The sequence below is a fragment of the Bradyrhizobium sp. BR 1433 genome (assembly GCF_051547665.1).
GTDB lineage: Bacteria > Pseudomonadota > Alphaproteobacteria > Rhizobiales > Xanthobacteraceae > Bradyrhizobium > Bradyrhizobium australafricanum.
On record NZ_JBPUGG010000001.1, the window covers coordinates 149,295 to 163,838 of the forward strand.

The 14,544-nt window shown below is 65.2% G+C and carries 14 protein-coding genes and 2 pseudogenes; 9 read left to right on the plus strand and 7 right to left on the minus strand.

Annotated elements, in window-relative coordinates; genetic code table 11:
* Positions 1 to 37: 37 nt before the first annotated feature.
* The 3 genes and pseudogenes from ACSKB9_RS00750 to ACSKB9_RS00760 form a co-directional block, all read right to left on the minus strand.
* A pseudogene (locus ACSKB9_RS00750) lies at positions 38 to 1,541 on the minus strand (replicative DNA helicase).
* A 291-nt stretch (positions 1,542 to 1,832) separates the two neighbouring features.
* Positions 1,833 to 1,955 (minus strand): hypothetical protein, encoded by a 123-nt coding sequence (locus ACSKB9_RS00755; RefSeq protein ID WP_256520498.1) that lies wholly within the window; start codon positions 1,953 to 1,955, stop codon positions 1,833 to 1,835.
* A gap of 376 nt (positions 1,956 to 2,331) precedes the next feature.
* Positions 2,332 to 3,585, minus strand: coding sequence for a class I SAM-dependent methyltransferase (locus ACSKB9_RS00760; protein ID WP_438071134.1), 1,254 nt, complete (start codon positions 3,583 to 3,585; stop codon positions 2,332 to 2,334).
* A 258-nt stretch (positions 3,586 to 3,843) separates the two neighbouring features.
* Here ACSKB9_RS00760 and ACSKB9_RS00765 point away from each other — a divergent pair, with 258 nt between their 5' ends.
* From ACSKB9_RS00765 to ACSKB9_RS00775, 3 genes are all read left to right on the plus strand, one after another.
* The gene (locus ACSKB9_RS00765; protein ID WP_438071136.1) at positions 3,844 to 4,803 is read left to right on the plus strand and encodes a hypothetical protein; all 960 of its coding nucleotides are present in this window, start codon (positions 3,844 to 3,846) and stop codon (positions 4,801 to 4,803) included.
* Positions 4,804 to 4,892: 89 nt separating this feature from the next.
* A complete protein-coding gene (locus tag ACSKB9_RS00770) occupies positions 4,893 to 5,498 on the plus strand; it encodes a TetR/AcrR family transcriptional regulator (protein ID WP_057019874.1) in 606 nt (201 codons plus the stop codon).
* Positions 5,495 to 5,956 (plus strand): PaaI family thioesterase, encoded by a 462-nt coding sequence (locus ACSKB9_RS00775; RefSeq protein WP_028344793.1) that lies wholly within the window; start codon positions 5,495 to 5,497, stop codon positions 5,954 to 5,956. Before ACSKB9_RS00770 ends, ACSKB9_RS00775 begins: the two co-directional genes overlap by 4 nt.
* Positions 5,957 to 6,005: 49 nt before the next feature.
* On the opposite strand, the gene rplI is transcribed toward ACSKB9_RS00775, so the two are convergent.
* From rplI to rpsF, 4 genes and pseudogenes are all read right to left on the minus strand, one after another.
* Positions 6,006 to 6,608, minus strand: coding sequence for a 50S ribosomal protein L9 (gene rplI, locus ACSKB9_RS00780; RefSeq protein ID WP_057019875.1), 603 nt, complete (start codon positions 6,606 to 6,608; stop codon positions 6,006 to 6,008).
* Positions 6,609 to 6,659: 51 nt separating this feature from the next.
* Positions 6,660 to 7,629 (minus strand): annotated as a pseudogene (locus ACSKB9_RS00785) (hypothetical protein).
* 126 nt (positions 7,630 to 7,755) lie between these two features.
* A complete protein-coding gene (gene rpsR / locus ACSKB9_RS00790; RefSeq protein ID WP_016844287.1) occupies positions 7,756 to 7,995 on the minus strand; it encodes a 30S ribosomal protein S18 in 240 nt (79 codons plus the stop codon).
* A gap of 6 nt (positions 7,996 to 8,001) precedes the next feature.
* Positions 8,002 to 8,466 (minus strand): 30S ribosomal protein S6, encoded by a 465-nt coding sequence (gene rpsF, locus ACSKB9_RS00795; RefSeq protein WP_029083529.1) that lies wholly within the window; start codon positions 8,464 to 8,466, stop codon positions 8,002 to 8,004.
* A gap of 338 nt (positions 8,467 to 8,804) precedes the next feature.
* Between rpsF and ACSKB9_RS00800 the strand changes: the two genes are divergently transcribed.
* From ACSKB9_RS00800 to fabF, 6 genes are all read left to right on the plus strand, one after another.
* On the plus strand, positions 8,805 to 9,521 hold the full coding sequence (locus tag ACSKB9_RS00800; RefSeq protein WP_316399298.1) for a TetR/AcrR family transcriptional regulator C-terminal domain-containing protein: 717 nt from the start codon (positions 8,805 to 8,807) through the stop codon (positions 9,519 to 9,521).
* The gene (locus ACSKB9_RS00805) at positions 9,518 to 10,543 is read left to right on the plus strand and encodes a fatty acid desaturase family protein (protein WP_438071140.1); all 1,026 of its coding nucleotides are present in this window, start codon (positions 9,518 to 9,520) and stop codon (positions 10,541 to 10,543) included. Before ACSKB9_RS00800 ends, ACSKB9_RS00805 begins: the two co-directional genes overlap by 4 nt.
* A gap of 385 nt (positions 10,544 to 10,928) precedes the next feature.
* On the plus strand, positions 10,929 to 11,882 hold the full coding sequence (fabD, locus tag ACSKB9_RS00810) for an ACP S-malonyltransferase (RefSeq protein WP_438071141.1): 954 nt from the start codon (positions 10,929 to 10,931) through the stop codon (positions 11,880 to 11,882).
* Positions 11,883 to 11,903: 21 nt separating this feature from the next.
* Positions 11,904 to 12,641 (plus strand): 3-oxoacyl-[acyl-carrier-protein] reductase, encoded by a 738-nt coding sequence (fabG, locus tag ACSKB9_RS00815; protein ID WP_076831958.1) that lies wholly within the window; start codon positions 11,904 to 11,906, stop codon positions 12,639 to 12,641.
* A 289-nt stretch (positions 12,642 to 12,930) separates the two neighbouring features.
* Positions 12,931 to 13,170 (plus strand): acyl carrier protein, encoded by a 240-nt coding sequence (locus ACSKB9_RS00820; protein ID WP_002716125.1) that lies wholly within the window; start codon positions 12,931 to 12,933, stop codon positions 13,168 to 13,170.
* A gap of 96 nt (positions 13,171 to 13,266) precedes the next feature.
* Positions 13,267 to 14,532: a beta-ketoacyl-ACP synthase II gene (gene fabF, locus ACSKB9_RS00825; RefSeq protein ID WP_438071143.1), complete on the plus strand. Its 1,266-nt coding sequence runs from the start codon at positions 13,267 to 13,269 to the stop codon at positions 14,530 to 14,532.
* Positions 14,533 to 14,544: the final 12 nt, after the last annotated feature.

The following is a 14,544-nucleotide window of genomic DNA, read 5'->3' on the forward strand; positions in this document are numbered from 1 at the left end:
ACGCGGGTGCCCTGCGTCGTTCGACCGATGCCGGATCTCAGTGGCCGTGATCCGGAACCTGACCGTCGGGTGCGAGGTCGCCGAAGCGCGTGACGCTGGCCTCGAAGTGCAGATCGACCGTGCCGGTCGGGCCGTGTCGCTGCTTGCCGATGATGACTTCGGCCTTGCCGTGGGCAAGGTCCATGTCCATCTGCCACTTCTCATATTCCGGCGTGCCCGCGCGCGGCTCCTTGTTGGCGAGGTAGTATTCCTCGCGATAGACGAAGATCACGACGTCGGCGTCCTGCTCGATCGAGCCGGATTCACGCAGGTCGGACAGCTGCGGCCGCTTGTCGTCGCGGTTTTCGACCTGACGCGACAGCTGCGACAGCGCGATGATCGGAACGTTCAGTTCCTTGGCCAGTGCCTTCAGGTTGGTGGTGATCTCGGTGATTTCCTGCACGCGGTTGTCGTTGCCGCGTTTGCCCGAGCCCTGCAGCAGCTGGATATAGTCGATCACGATCAGGTCGAGGCCCTTCTGGCGCTTGAGCCGTCGCGCCCGCGCGGTGAGCTGCGAGATCGAGAGACCGCCGGTTTCGTCGACGTAGAAGGGCAGCGATTGCAGCTCGATCGAACAGTCGCGGATCTTCTCGAAATCGAGCTCGGAGATGCCGCCGCGACGGATCGAGCTCGAGGGAATGCCGGTGCGCTCGGCGAGAATACGGGTGGCGAGCTGTTCGCCGCTCATTTCGCAGGAGAAGAAGCCGACACAGCCGCCATTGACTGCCTTGGTGGTGCCGTCCGCCTGGACTTCCGGAACATAGGCTTTGGCGATGTTGTAGGCGATGTTGGTGGCGAGCGATGTCTTGCCCATGCCGGGACGGCCGGCGAGGATGATGAGGTCGGACGGCTGCAGGCCGCCCATCTTGGCGTCGAGGTCGCGCAGACCGGTCGAAATGCCCGACAGCTTGCCGTCGCGCTGGAACGCCTTCGCCGCCATGTCGACGGCGATCGTCAGTGCCTGCGCGAAGCGCTGGAAGCCGCCGTCATAGCGGCCGGTTTCAGCAAGGCCGTAGAGCTGCCGCTCGGCATCCTCGATCTGGGCGCGCGGCGCGAAGTCGACCGGCGCGTCATAGGCGACGTTGACGATGTCCTCGCCGATCTGGATCAGGTTGCGGCGCAGGCTGAGATCGTAAACGGTGCGTCCGTAGTCCTGCGCGTTGATGATGGTGGTCGCTTCGGCGGCAAGCCGGGCGAGGTACTGGCCGACCGTCATGCCGCCGATGTCGAGCTCGGCCGGCAAGAACGTCTTCAGGGTCACCGGGTTCGCGACCTTGCCCATCCGGATCAGGCTTCCGGCGGTCTCATAGATTTGCTGATGGATGGTTTCGAAGAAGTGCTTCGGCTCCAGGAAATCGGAGACCCGGTAGAAGGCGTCGTTATTGACCAGGATCGCGCCCAGCAGGCCCTGTTCCGCTTCGATGTTGTGCGGCGCACTTCGGTAGGCCGGGGATGCGGCGTCGGGCGCGAGCTTGTGGACGTTCAGAATCAATCAAGGCCATGGACGAGCTTATTCTTCTGATTTCGTCGTTACTGAGATTTTCGGCTGTGGGGCGGCGATGAAGCGCCAGCCCGGCACGAAGCGAAAGGACGGATGTTTCTTATGCACGATTCACACAACGCGAGGTGTGAATCCGAAACAGCCGGATGCATTCCGCTTGACTGGGGTTTTGTCCGAAACCGGGCGGGAGCCGGCCGATCAGCACGGTCGTTGGCTAAAATTGGACGCCGCCTGAACCTTTTGCCAGGCGAGCGGACCATGGAGAGGCGAGGCGGCTGTTGGCGTCGATTTCTCAGACCAGGATGAGGAAGGCCAGCGCGATCAAGGCGGCCACCACGCCAGTGGCGATCAGGGCGTAGTCAGTCGCGATATCGCGCTGCGGGTCCAGCATCGTCTGGTGTGTTTCTCGGGTCATTCCGGACCACTACGACAGTCCGGGACAGACCTCTGTGAAGCAGATCACATGCGCCGCACTTTTTTTGCGGCAGGTTCGCGGGAACGACCCGGCGGATTCCAGGTTGTCTACGCTCAGGCAAGATACGGCGGCGATGACTCGAGAGTTTCAGACAGCGCGATCAAGGCTTGGCCGGGCAGATGGCATGGATCGCCGCTGGCTGGCGGCGCTTGTCGATGCCATGGAGCAGGCGGCGCGTCCCGAGGTCCGCAACGTTCCCTGCGATGCCAGCTTGATTTCGGCCGCCGCAGCCCATCTGGCGCGTCCGGCGCCGACCTTTGGCCATTGCGGGTCGGCCTACAGCCTGCGCGACTACGCCGCACCCGTTCCTTCAGACCTATTCGCCGGCCAGTTGCAGCCGGGGCTTGGCCGCGCCGGCCTCCTTCAGCCGCAGGCGGGCTTCTTCGCCGCCGATATAGTCGCGGGTTATCGGGACGATGCCCTGGCGCTTGGTGAGCTGGAGCTGGAAGTTCATCATATTCTGCACGCGGAACGACATCTCCGAGGCAGCCAGGTAGAATTCCCACATCCGGGCAAAGGTCTCGTCGTAGAGCCGCACGGCCTCCTCGCGCCGCGCCATGAAGCGCTCGCGCCATGCCTTCAGCGTCTCGGCATAGTGCAGGCGCAGGATCTCCATGTCGCAGATCAGCAATCCGGCCTTCTCGATCGCCGGCATGACCTCGGACAGCGCCGGAATGTAGCCGCCGGGGAAGATGTATTTGCGGATCCAGGGGCTGGTGACGTCGGGGCCGGTCGAGCGGCCGATCGAATGCAGCACCATGACACCGTCGTCGCTGAGCAGTTCGGCGCAGCGCGCGAAGAAGGTTTCATAGTAGGCGACCCCGACATGCTCGAACATGCCGACCGAGACGATGCGGTCGAACGGCCCGGGGATGTCGCGGTAGTCCTGCAGCAGGAAGCGCGCCGATTGCGCCAGGTTCCGCTCCGCCGCCCGGGCGTTGGAAAGTTGCAGCTGCTCGGTCGACAGCGTGACGCCGGTGACGTCGGCGCCGCTCATCTCGGCGAGATAGAGCCCAAGGCCACCCCAGCCGGAACCGATGTCGAGGATGCGGTGCCCGGGCTTGATCAGGAGTTTTGCGGCGAGGTGACGCTTCTTGGCGAGCTGGGCATCGTCCAGCGTCGCGTCCGGCGTCTCGAAATAGGCGCAGCTGTATTGCTTGTCCGCGTCGAGGAAGAGCGAATAGAGGCGGCCGTCGAGATCGTAATGACGGGCGACATTGCTTCTGGATCGGCCGCGCACATTGATCTGCTGGGCGCGGCGTCCGAGGAAGCGTACCCAGGCCTGCAGCCTGGCAAAGTTCGGCAGCATGGCTGCCTGACCCATAAGCACCGCCAACACGTCGGCAACGGTGCCTTGCTCCACCACGAACGTGCCGTCCATGAAGGCTTCGCCGAGATAAAGCTCGGGATCGACCAGGACGCGGAGTTCAGCCCCTCGCGTCATGAAGCGCACGGCAACCGGTACGCCCGTGCCGTCACCGCAGGTGAACTGAGCGCCGCTCGCGGTCGTGAACGTGATCGAACCGCGGCGGATGAAGCGCCCCAAGAAGTATCGCAACAATCGGTCCATCGAAACACCAACGGAACGGCAAGCTGCACACCGACACCACCGGAGTTGATCACTCCAATGTGTCCCCAACCTCAAGATAGGCAGGGAATTAGATCGCGCTATAGCGTTGTGGTCAAAGCCGATATTCCAAAATGTGACAATTGCGTGGATGCGTCATGGGCGCGCTTCCATTCGCGCGATAATCGGCTAAAAGGTGACCGCCGCGGCCGATCCATCAGGCGCTGGCGGCGATTTTTCCGGAATCTGGAGACTTAAGGAATGTTGAGCCGAGCCCTCAGTCTGGCGACGGTGGCGCTTCTGATTGGCTGCCTGTCAGCCGTATCGGCGCAGGCGCAAAACCTCGAGGCCGGCAAGAGCCCCTCCCAGATCTTCGCAAGCACCTGCACAGCTTGCCACAAGAGCCCGCGCGGCCTGCTGAAATCGGTCCCGGCCGGTTCGCTGCCGGGCTTCCTGCGCCAGCACTACACGACGTCCAGCGACATGGCCGGCGTGCTTGCCTCCTATCTGATTTCGAATGGTGCCAACGACCCGCGCTACCAGGCCAAGGATCAGCCCAAGGGGACTAAGGGCGGTAGGGAAGGCAGGCAGGAGGCGAACCAGTCCCCGGAGCAGCCGTCCGAGCGTCCGGCCCGCCGACGGCACCAGGATGCCGCGCCGCAGGAAGGGGCCAAACCCGATGGCGATGGCTTGAATCCCGAAGGACGTCCAGCTCACCGCGGCAAGCGGATGGCCCGCCCGAGCGAGACGCCGGAAGGCGCGAAGCCGGATGACGGCCAGACGCCGCAGGCCTTGGGCGAGGGCAAGCCGTCGCGTCAGAAGCACGGCCGTCGCGGCAAGCCCGTCGAGGAGCCGAAGTCCGAGGAGACGCCCAAGGGCGCGGCGACCAGCGACGAGCCCAAGACAGACCCCAAGACATCCACCCGGCATGATGACAAGGGTGAAGCCGAGAAGCCGGCGAAGCCTGCCGCCGAGCCCGACACGGCAAAGGTCGACGCGCCCAAGAGCAATGGCGGCGGCGAGCCGCCTGCCGTGCGATCCGATCCGGTTCCGCAGGTCACACCGGCGCCTGCCGCGGCTGCGCCTGCGGCGTCCGAGCCAGCAGCAGCCGCATCTCCCGCTCCGGCGCCAGCCGCGCCGCCGGTGACTGCGACGGCGCCGCCGCCGCCACCGCCCACGACGCCAGGCTCCGGCCCGCCGGAAGCTCCGACCTCGAAGTAATCGCCAACGCCGGGCCGCAAGGTCCGGCGTATTTGTTTGACCATCATTAGAGCAGTGCTCTAGAGTGTTAATCTAGTCAGGAGGACGACTTGAGCACGGCGCGCGAAGATCTGCTGGCAGCGGGACTGGCGGTGTTCGACCGCGACGGATTTGAGGGCGCGACGGTGGCCGAGATTCGCTCCCGCGCCCGCGCGTCCAACGGCAGCTTCTTCCACTTCTTCACCTCGAAGAAGGCGCTCGCCGGCACCCTGTTCCTGGAAATCCTGCAGGCCTATCACGCCGCCATCATCAGCTCGGTCGACGCCAGCTGCGGGGCGGGCGAGGGCGTTGAGCGGCTGATCCACGCCCATCTCGATTGGGTCGTGAGCAACCGGCGCGAGGCGCGCTTCCTGTTCGAGATTTCGCGCAGCGAGTGGGGCGAGGAGGTGCGCGGCGCGCAGCGCAGCGAGAATTCGCGGCTCACCGATGGCATCGAGCGCTGGCGCGCGCCACTGCTCGCGCGCGGCGAATTGCTGCCGATGAGCGCCGTGCTGTTCTTCAGCCAGATCGTCGGGCCGGCGCAGATCTTCTGCCGCGCCTGGCTATCGGGCCGCCATACCGGCGATCCGCGCGAACAGGTCGAGACGCTGATCGCCTGCGCGGTCCGCGCGGTGGTGGCGCCGGGTGCGCCAGAACGAACAGGAGAGACTTCATGAGCGAGACCGATCCGGACTTTGCACCGATCGCGACGCGAATTCGCGACAATGTCGGCCGGCAGGGCTTCATGGGTCTTGTCGGTGCCGAGGTAGCCGAGCTGTCGCGCGGCACCTGCACGCTCGCGGTCGACCGCCGGCCGGAGCTGTTGCAGCAGCATGGCCTGTTTCACGGCGGAGTGACGGCGTTTCTGGTCGACAACGCCACCACGATCGCAGCGGCGACGTCGCGCGGCCAGCCGGCGCTGACGGCGGAATACAAGCTGAACCTGCTGTCGCCGGCCTCGGGCGATCGTCTGATCTGCCGGGCGCGCGTGATCAAGCCGGGACGTCAGGTCGCCGTCGTTGCAGCCGACGTGTTCTGCGTCATCGACGGCAAGGAGAAGCACACCGCGACCGCATTGGCGTCGATCGCCATGCTCGACGACAAGGCGGCGGCACGAATCCAAAGCCCGGCCTGATCGAGGCCGGGCTTCGTAGCGTTTAGTCGGTTGGACGATGGAGAGAAGCTTACTTCTCTTCGGCGGCCGGAGCCGGCGCGGCTTCCTCGTCGTGCTGGGCTTCCGGATCGAAGAATTCGCCGGCGGCGGCGAGCGCCTCGGCGGCAGCGTCCTGGTCTTCCTGACGGGTCGAGATGTCCTCGCCGCGCTTGATCCGCTCGGCCTCTTCGGCGGAGCGGGCGACCGTCACGGTGACGCTGGTCTCGACCTCGGGGTGGACGGCGATCGTCACCTTCTGCGCGCCGATCACCTTGATCGGCGAGTCGAGCCAGACCTGCGGGCGCGACACCGTCACGCCGTCGGCAGCCAGCGCGGCGACGATGTCGCGCACCGTCACCGAGCCGAACAGCTGGCCGGATTCGGAGGCCTGGCGGATGATGACGATGTCGCGGCCGTCGATCTTCTCGGCGACCTTGGCGGCTTCGCCCTTGGCCTGGATGTTGTTGGCCTCGAGCTCGGCCTTCATGCCGTCATACTTGGCGCGGTTCGCCTCGGTGGCGCGCAACGCCTTGCCGCGCTTCAGCAGGAAGTTGCGGGCGAACCCGTCCTTGACGCGCACGACTTCGCCCATCTGGCCAAGCTTGGCGACGCGTTCGAGCAGAATGACTTCCATTTTCGTTCTCCTTTAGATGCAAAGTACGGGTTTAAGTGGTTGGATCGAATCTCAAGCCGTGGGCAAAGGCGGCGGTCTTGTCTGCAGATAGCGCTGGCGCAGCCCGAACACGGCGTCGGCGATGCCGAGCGCGAACATCGCCACGATCGGCCAGCCGAACATGACGACGACCGCATAGATGCCACTGAGCCAGAAGCCGCGATTGGTGAGCGACAGCGTCAAGGTGTGCAGAACGGCGAAGCCGACCAGCGCATAGGCGATTACGAGTGCCGCGGGTGACGATCTGCGCCAGCAGCGCAAGCATGCCGCCGATGAAGCTGACGGCGACAGCCGCCAGCAGCGCGACCAAAGTCACGGCGGGAAGCGCCGTGGTGCGGAAATCCGGCCACGGCCGGTTCAGTCGCCCGGAGGTTTGCGTGATCTTGCCGGCGAGCCAGAGGTTCAGCGTCAGCGTCACCATGGCGATGACCGTCGCCGCGAGCGGCGCGAAGATCACCAACGCGTCGACCAGCCGTTCGATGTCACCGCTGGGCTGGGCTTCGCCGGCGCTGAGCATCTTGAGCAGGCCACGCCGCAGCGTGCCGGTGATCGTGTCAGTATCGGTGCCGAGCGTGAGCAGTGCGACGGTCGTGGTGATGATGGCGAAGGCTGCAATCCAGAGCAGGATGCGGCCGACGGGGTGCCGTTCAAGTGCAGGCGGCTGCTGCTTGGCGCTGTCGCCGGCTGCGCCTGCGATCGGCCGTCCGAGCAGGGCGAGGTGGCCGAGCCACCAGCCGGGTACGGCGACCATCATGGCAAACGCGATGCTGTAGGGAAGGCCGAAGATCGTGCCGAGCACGGATGCCGCACCCACTCCACCAATAGCGGCGGTGAGGGGACCCCAGCCGAGCGCCGCCACCATGATCGGCAGCGATGCGAGATAGAACAGCAATATCGAGATCAGCGCGCCCGAACTGATCGAGGCGAACATCAGCGCCGACGCGGCGCCGGCGGCAAGTGCAACAATGAGTATCCCGATCATCAGCTGTCCCGCCCCCTTTGAGCGGTTAGGGGTCCTGCTTCGAGAACCCCAACCATCGGCGACCGGACGACCCGGAAGCCTTATGAGAATGAGCGGCCGGCGACGTATGCCGCCGGCCGGAAACGATTACCTGATCACGTAAGGCAGCAAGCCGAGGAAGCGCGCGCGCTTGATGGCGCGGGCGAGCTCACGCTGCTTCTTGGCGGACACGGCCGTGATGCGGCTCGGCACGATCTTGCCGCGCTCGGAGACGTAACGCATCAGCAGCTTGGAATCCTTGTAGTCGATCTTCGGCGCATTCGCGCCCGTGAACGGGCAGGACTTGCGACGGCGGAAAAACGGACGGCGGGCACCAGCATCAGCCATGATTCATTACTCCTCGGTCGCAGCTTCTTCTTCACGCGGACGGCGCGGGCCACGGTCGCCACGGAAACCACCCTCGCGGTCGCCACGGAAGCCGCCTTCGCGGTCGCCACGGAAGCCACCACCACGGTCATCGCGCTCGCGATCGCGGTCGGCCTTGCGCATCATCGCGGACGGGCCTTCCTCGTGCTCTTCAACGCGCACGGTGAGGTAACGGATGACGTCTTCGTTGATCCGCTCCTGGCGCTCGATCTCGGTGACGACAGCCGACGGTGCGTCGATGTTCATCAGCACGAAATGCGCCTTGCGGTTCTTGTTCATGCGGTAGGTGAGGGAACGCACGCCCCAGCTCTCGGTCTTGGTGACCTTGCCGCCGCCCTGTTCGACGATCCCCGTCATCTGGGCCGTCAGTTCATCCACCTGCTGGGTGCTCGCATCCTGACGCGCGAGAAAAACATGCTCGTAAAGAGGCATGGTTGTCCTTTCCTGTGTTAGCGCGGTTTCCGGCGACAAGCCCTTCGAGACCTTCGGAAAGGACTCGAGCTGCTCAGAAGGCGGGAGCACGGGACGACGGGCCGACTGGCCCTGCCACATCAAAATCAACGGGTGAGTTTGCTGAGACCGTCCGTTCAGCTCCCGGCCGGAGCCCACGAATGGCGCGCTTATACGGATTTTGGCCGCGAAAGCAAGGGTTCTCGGCCCCCGGATGTGCGAGGCGTCGTAACCCTCCAGCCCGTTTGACGCAACCTCAGGCGTTTTCCCGTTGATTTCTTTGTTTGTATGTCATACAAATATCTTTGGGAGGACGAGATATGGGTTCGGAGACCGCCAGCGGCATGTCTGCGCCCGATCCAAAGCATGCGGTCCGCGCGACGCGGTCGGCGGGGCGCAAGATGCGCTCGCTGCTGCTCGACGCCGCCAGCCGCCTGTTCAAGGAGCGCGGGCTATCGGGCACATCGATCTCCGATATCGCCGCGGCCGCCGACGCCTTTCCGAGCCAGATCACCTATTACTTCCGCACCAAGGAAGCGCTGTTCGTCGAAGCGGCTAGCCGCGACATGCTCTATCTCGCGCGCGCGACCGAGCAGGCCGCCCTGAATGCCCACACCCCGCGCGACTACACCCACGCTTTGGCCGAGACCGTGACCGCGACCGACACGGTCGCTTTCTTCGCGGAGGCCTTGACCCTCACGCGGCGCCGGCAGGACCTCGCGCCCCTCGTCGAGCGCACCATCGAACGTCTGCACAGCGAGGGCGCGCGCGCCTATGCGGGCCAGGTCGAGCGGCACGGCTGGCGCTCGCTGCGCGCGCCCGAGGAGAGCTCGCGGCGGTTCTGGGCGATCGCGATCGGCGTGATCGTCGAAGGTTTTGCGATGGGCCGCGCTGCCGACGAGATGTGCCGCGAATTGCTGCGCGCGCTCGGCGAGCAGGCGACATCAACTTCGACGTCGGCCAATGACGGGACGCGGCTGCGCCTGGTCGGCGATCACGACACTTCATCCTCAACGGACGGCGAGACAAGCACATGACCGCGCTTCGCATGCGAGCCCGCGATTTCCTCACCGAGGATGAATTGGTTGCGGTGCGCGAGCGCACGACGTGGAAGGGCGCAGCCCTGATCGTGCATGCCTGGGCGCTGATCCTGGGCGCGATCGCGCTGGTCGCGTGGTGGCCCAATCCGCTGACCTATCTGCTCGCCGTTGCGATCATCGGCTCGCGCCAGCTCGGGCTTGCGATCCTGATGCATGACGGGGCGCACGGCTGTTTGTCGGCGGACGAGAGGACCAATCTGACGCTGAGCCAGTGGTTCTGCGCCTATCCGATCTTCGCGGAAACCCGCGGCTATCGCCGCTATCATCTGCAGCATCATGCGCGGACGCAGCAGGAGGATGATCCCGATCTCGTGCTGTCGGCGCCGTTTCCGATCACGAAGCTGAGCTACCGCCGCAAGTTCTTCCGCGATATCACCGGGCAGACCGGCTACCAGCAGCGCAAGGCGCAATTGCTCAATGCGATCGGGCCGAACGAGTGGCCGTTGTCGCGGCGCGCCGCCAACTTCTGGCAGAAGCTCGGGCCGCAATGCGTCACCAACGCGCTGCTGTTCGCGGGCCTCGCCGCCGCCGGCGTGTGGTGGGCCTATCCGCTGTTGTGGCTGGTGCCGCTGCTGACCTGGATGATGGTGATCACGCGCATCCGCAACATTGCCGAACACGCCGTCGTGCCCGACAGCTCCGATCCCCTGCGCAACACCCGCACCACGCGGGCCAATGTCCTCGAGCGTCTCTTCATCGCGCCGTACTACGTGAACTATCACCTCGAGCATCACCTGCTGTTCTACGTGCCCTGCTACAACCTGCCGCGCGTCCACCGCATCCTCAGCGAAAGCCGTTATGCGGATCGGATGGAGGTGCAGCCGGGCTACGCCGCCGTGCTGCGGCTGGCGACCGCCAGGCCCGCCAGCGAGGATCGTCCGGGCCAGCTGGTCAACAGCGCACGCCGGGCGAGGGCCGGCGCCGAGGTTAACGCCGACCAGAATGCCGGCGGGTTCTAGTGTGCTGAATGCGAAGTTCGTGCGATTTCGCGGCAGCCACTTTCACGAACTTCGCATTCATAAAGCACACTAAAATCATAAGTTTGCTAGTGTCCTTATCGAATCCGAAGTTCGCTCCGAAGGTGCGGCAAATGATGCGAACTTCGGATTCGGGACACTAGCCCGGAGCCGGACCGGCATCCCCAGGGTTCCTCCGGCGCGGCTTGACAGCACCGCCTCCGTCAGTGTCTTACGGCCCGGTCCGGGGCCGGTTGCCAAGGCTTGGTTGCAAGGGACTGGCCCGGACCCGCTGTGGTGCGTTTTGCGCGACGCGGATACCGTTTTCCCCTGCGGCAGGCGTAAAGCGCCTGCGCGGAGATCACGCTCAACAAGGTAGGGATCGCCGATGACGGCAGCATTTACGTTTCCCGGGCAGGGCTCGCAGGCGGTTGGCATGGGCAAGGCCCTGGCCGACGCCTTTCCGGCGGCCAAGGCGGTGTTCGACGAGGTCGATTCCGCGCTGGGCGAGAAGCTGACCGCGATCATCTGGGATGGCCCCGGCGAGACATTGCAACTCACCGAAAATGCTCAGCCCGCCCTGATGGCGGTGTCGATCGCCACATTGCGCGTGCTCGAGAGCGAAGCCGGCTTTTCGGTCGGCCGCAACGCGGCCTTCGTTGCCGGGCACTCGCTCGGCGAGTATTCGGCGCTGGCCGCCGCCGGAAGCCTCTCCGTCAGCGACACCGCGCGGCTGCTCCGCACCCGCGGGCTCGCGATGCAGAAAGCGGTGCCGGTCGGCGTCGGCGCGATGGCCGCACTGCTCGGTCTCGATTACGAAACCGCCGTGGCGGTCGCCAACGAGGCGGCGCAGGGACAAGTCTGCCAGGCCGCCAACGACAATGGCGGCGGCCAGGTGGTGGTCTCCGGCGACAAGGCCGCCGTCGATCGCGCGGTCGAAATCGCCAAGACCAAAGGCGCCAAGCGCGCCATGCTGCTGCCGGTGTCGGCGCCGTTCCATTGCAAGCTGATGCAGCCGGCGGCCGATGCGATGGCAGAGGCGCTGTCCGGCGTGACCATCAAGGCGCCCGCGGCGCCGCTCGTCTCTAACGTGCTGGCCTCCGCCATCACCGATCCCGACGATATCCGCCGCCGCCTGATCGAGCAGGTCACCGGGACCGTGCGCTGGCGTGAGTCGGTTGCCTATATGGCAGGGCAGGGCGTGACGCGGTTCTTCGAGATCGGCGCCGGCAAGGTGCTGAGCGGCCTCGTCAAGCGCATTGCCGACGGCGCGGTCGGCGTATCCGTCGGCGGTCCGAACGATATCGCTGCGGCCAAGGACGCGCTCGCAGCTTCGGCTTGAAGCAGCCGGAAGGAGAATTCGATGTTTGATCTGACTGGCAAGACGGCGCTCGTCACGGGTGCAACCGGCGGCATCGGCGGCGCGATCGCGCAGGCGCTGCATGCGCAGGGCGCGACGGTGGCGATCTCGGGGACGCGGCGCGAGGTGCTGGACGGCTTTGCGGCCAAGCTCGGCGAGCGCGTGCATGTCCTGCCGTGCAATCTCTCCAGCAAGGATGACGTCGAGGCGCTGGTGCCGGCAGCGGAAGCTGCGATGGGGCAGGTCGACATCCTGATCGCCAACGCCGGCATCACCCGCGACAACCTGTTCGTGCAGCTGCGCGACGAGGATTGGGACGACGTGATCGCGGTCAACCTGACCGCGACGTTCCGCCTGGCGCGCGCGGCGACCAAACTGATGATGCGCAAGCGCTTCGGCCGCATCATCGCGATCACCTCGATCGTCGGCGTCACCGGCAATCCGGGGCAGGGCAACTACACCGCGTCGAAGGCCGGCATCATCGGCCTGATCAAGACGCTGGGCGCCGAATACGCCAAGCGCGGCGTGACCGCCAATTGCATCGCGCCGGGTTTCATCAAGACGCCGATGACCGATGCGCTCAACGACAAGCAGCGCGAATCCATCCTGGCGAAGGTTCCTGCGGCGCGGCTCGGAACGCCCGAGGACATCGCCGCCGCGGCGGTCTATCTGGCCTCGAACGAGGCCGCCTACGTCACCGGACAGACGATCCACGTCAACGGCGGGATGGCTATGATTTGAGCTACTGGCCGGCTCTCGCAATGCGGCGAAAAGCCGTTTTCGGGAGCCGGTTCAGGCGTGTAGTCAAGGCTTTGGAAGTATGGTAGCTGAAGCCCCCGTGGATGGGCGAAGAACGCCATTGCAGGATTTTGAAACCCTGTATATTGGCGTGGCGACGCCTGCCGTTCGCCGGGGCTTTAATCGGCTACGACCGGGCCGAATCAAGACTATGCGCGACTGAGTAATCGAGACGACCACGATGGCTCGTATCGTCTTGGGGTCGGGTCCAATGGAACAACGAGGTTGAACGATGAGTGAGATTGGCGAGCGGGTTAAGAAGATTGTGGTCGAGCACCTTGGTGTCGAACCCGAGAAGGTGGTCGATAGCGCGAGCTTCATCGATGACCTCGGCGCCGACAGCCTCGACACCGTCGAGCTCGTGATGGCATTCGAAGAAGAATTCGGTTGCGAGATTCCCGACGACGCGGCGGAGACGATTCTGACCGTTGGCGACGCGACCAAGTTTCTCGAGAAGAACGCGAAGAGCTGACGCCGATCGCGAAGTTGACGGGGCCGGACGGACCGTGATCGAGCGGTCCCCCGGCTTCTTATTATCAGCCGCGCATTGCTGGCCGGAGACGTGGAAATGAGACGAGTTGTCGTCACGGGGCTGGGCATGCTTACACCGCTCGGCTGCGGCGTTGACGCAACTTGGGCGCGCATCCTCGCCGGAGACAGCGGCGGCAAGAAGATCGACACGTTCGACGTGTCCGACCTGCCGAGCCAGGTCGCCTGCTACATTCCGCGCGGCGACGGCACTGGCGGCACCTTCAATCCCGATCAGTGGATGGAGCCGAAGGACCAGCGCAAGGTCGACGACTTCATCGTCTATGCGATGTGCGCGGCCAAACAGGCGCTGGACGATGCCGACTGGCATCCGAAGTCGGACGAGGACCAGTTCGCCACCGGCACGATGATCGGCTCCGGCATCGGCGGCCTCACCGGCATTGCCGAGACTGCGGTGCTGCTGAAGGAGCGCGGACCGCGCAGGGTCTCTCCGTTCTTCATTCCGGGCCGCCTGATCAATCTGGCCTCCGGCTATGTCTCGATCGAGCACGGCCTGAAGGGGCCCGATCATGCGGTGGTCACGGCGTGCTCGACCGGCGCGCATGCGGTCGGCGACGCCGCGCGGCTGATCGCGCTCGGCGACGCCGAGGTGATGGTCGCGGGCGGCGCCGAATTGCCGATCTCCCGCATCGGCATCGCCGGCTTCTGCGCGGCGCGTGCGCTGTCCACCGGCTTCAACGAGACCCCGGAAAAGGCATCGCGGCCCTACGACAAGGATCGCGACGGCTTCGTGATGGGCGAGGGCGCCGGCGTCCTCGTGCTCGAGGAATACGAGCACGCGAAGCGCCGCGGCGCGAAGATCTATGCCGAGGTCACCGGCTATGGCCTGTCGGGCGATGCCTTCCACATCACCTCGCCGCCGCCGGACGGCAATGGCGGCTTCCGCAGCATGACCATGGCGCTGAAGCGCGCCGGCCTCGCGGCATCCGACCTCGACTACATCAATGCGCACGGCACCTCGACGCAGGTCGGCGACGAGATCGAGCTCGGCGCGGTCGAGCGTCTGCTCGGCAATGCGGCCTCGAAGGTTTCGATGTCGTCGACCAAGTCCGCGACCGGACATCTGCTCGGTGCGGCCGGTGCGATCGAGGCGATCTTCGCGATCCTGGCGATTCGCGATAACGTGGTGCCGCCGACCATCAATCTCGACAATCCGTCGGTGCAAACGGCGATCGATCTTGTGCCGCATACGTCGCGCAAGCGTGACGTCAATGTGGCGCTGTCCAATTCCTTCGGTTTCGGCGGCACAAACGCTTCCGTGATCGTGCAGCGCGTGACCAATTAGTAGGTCGTTAGA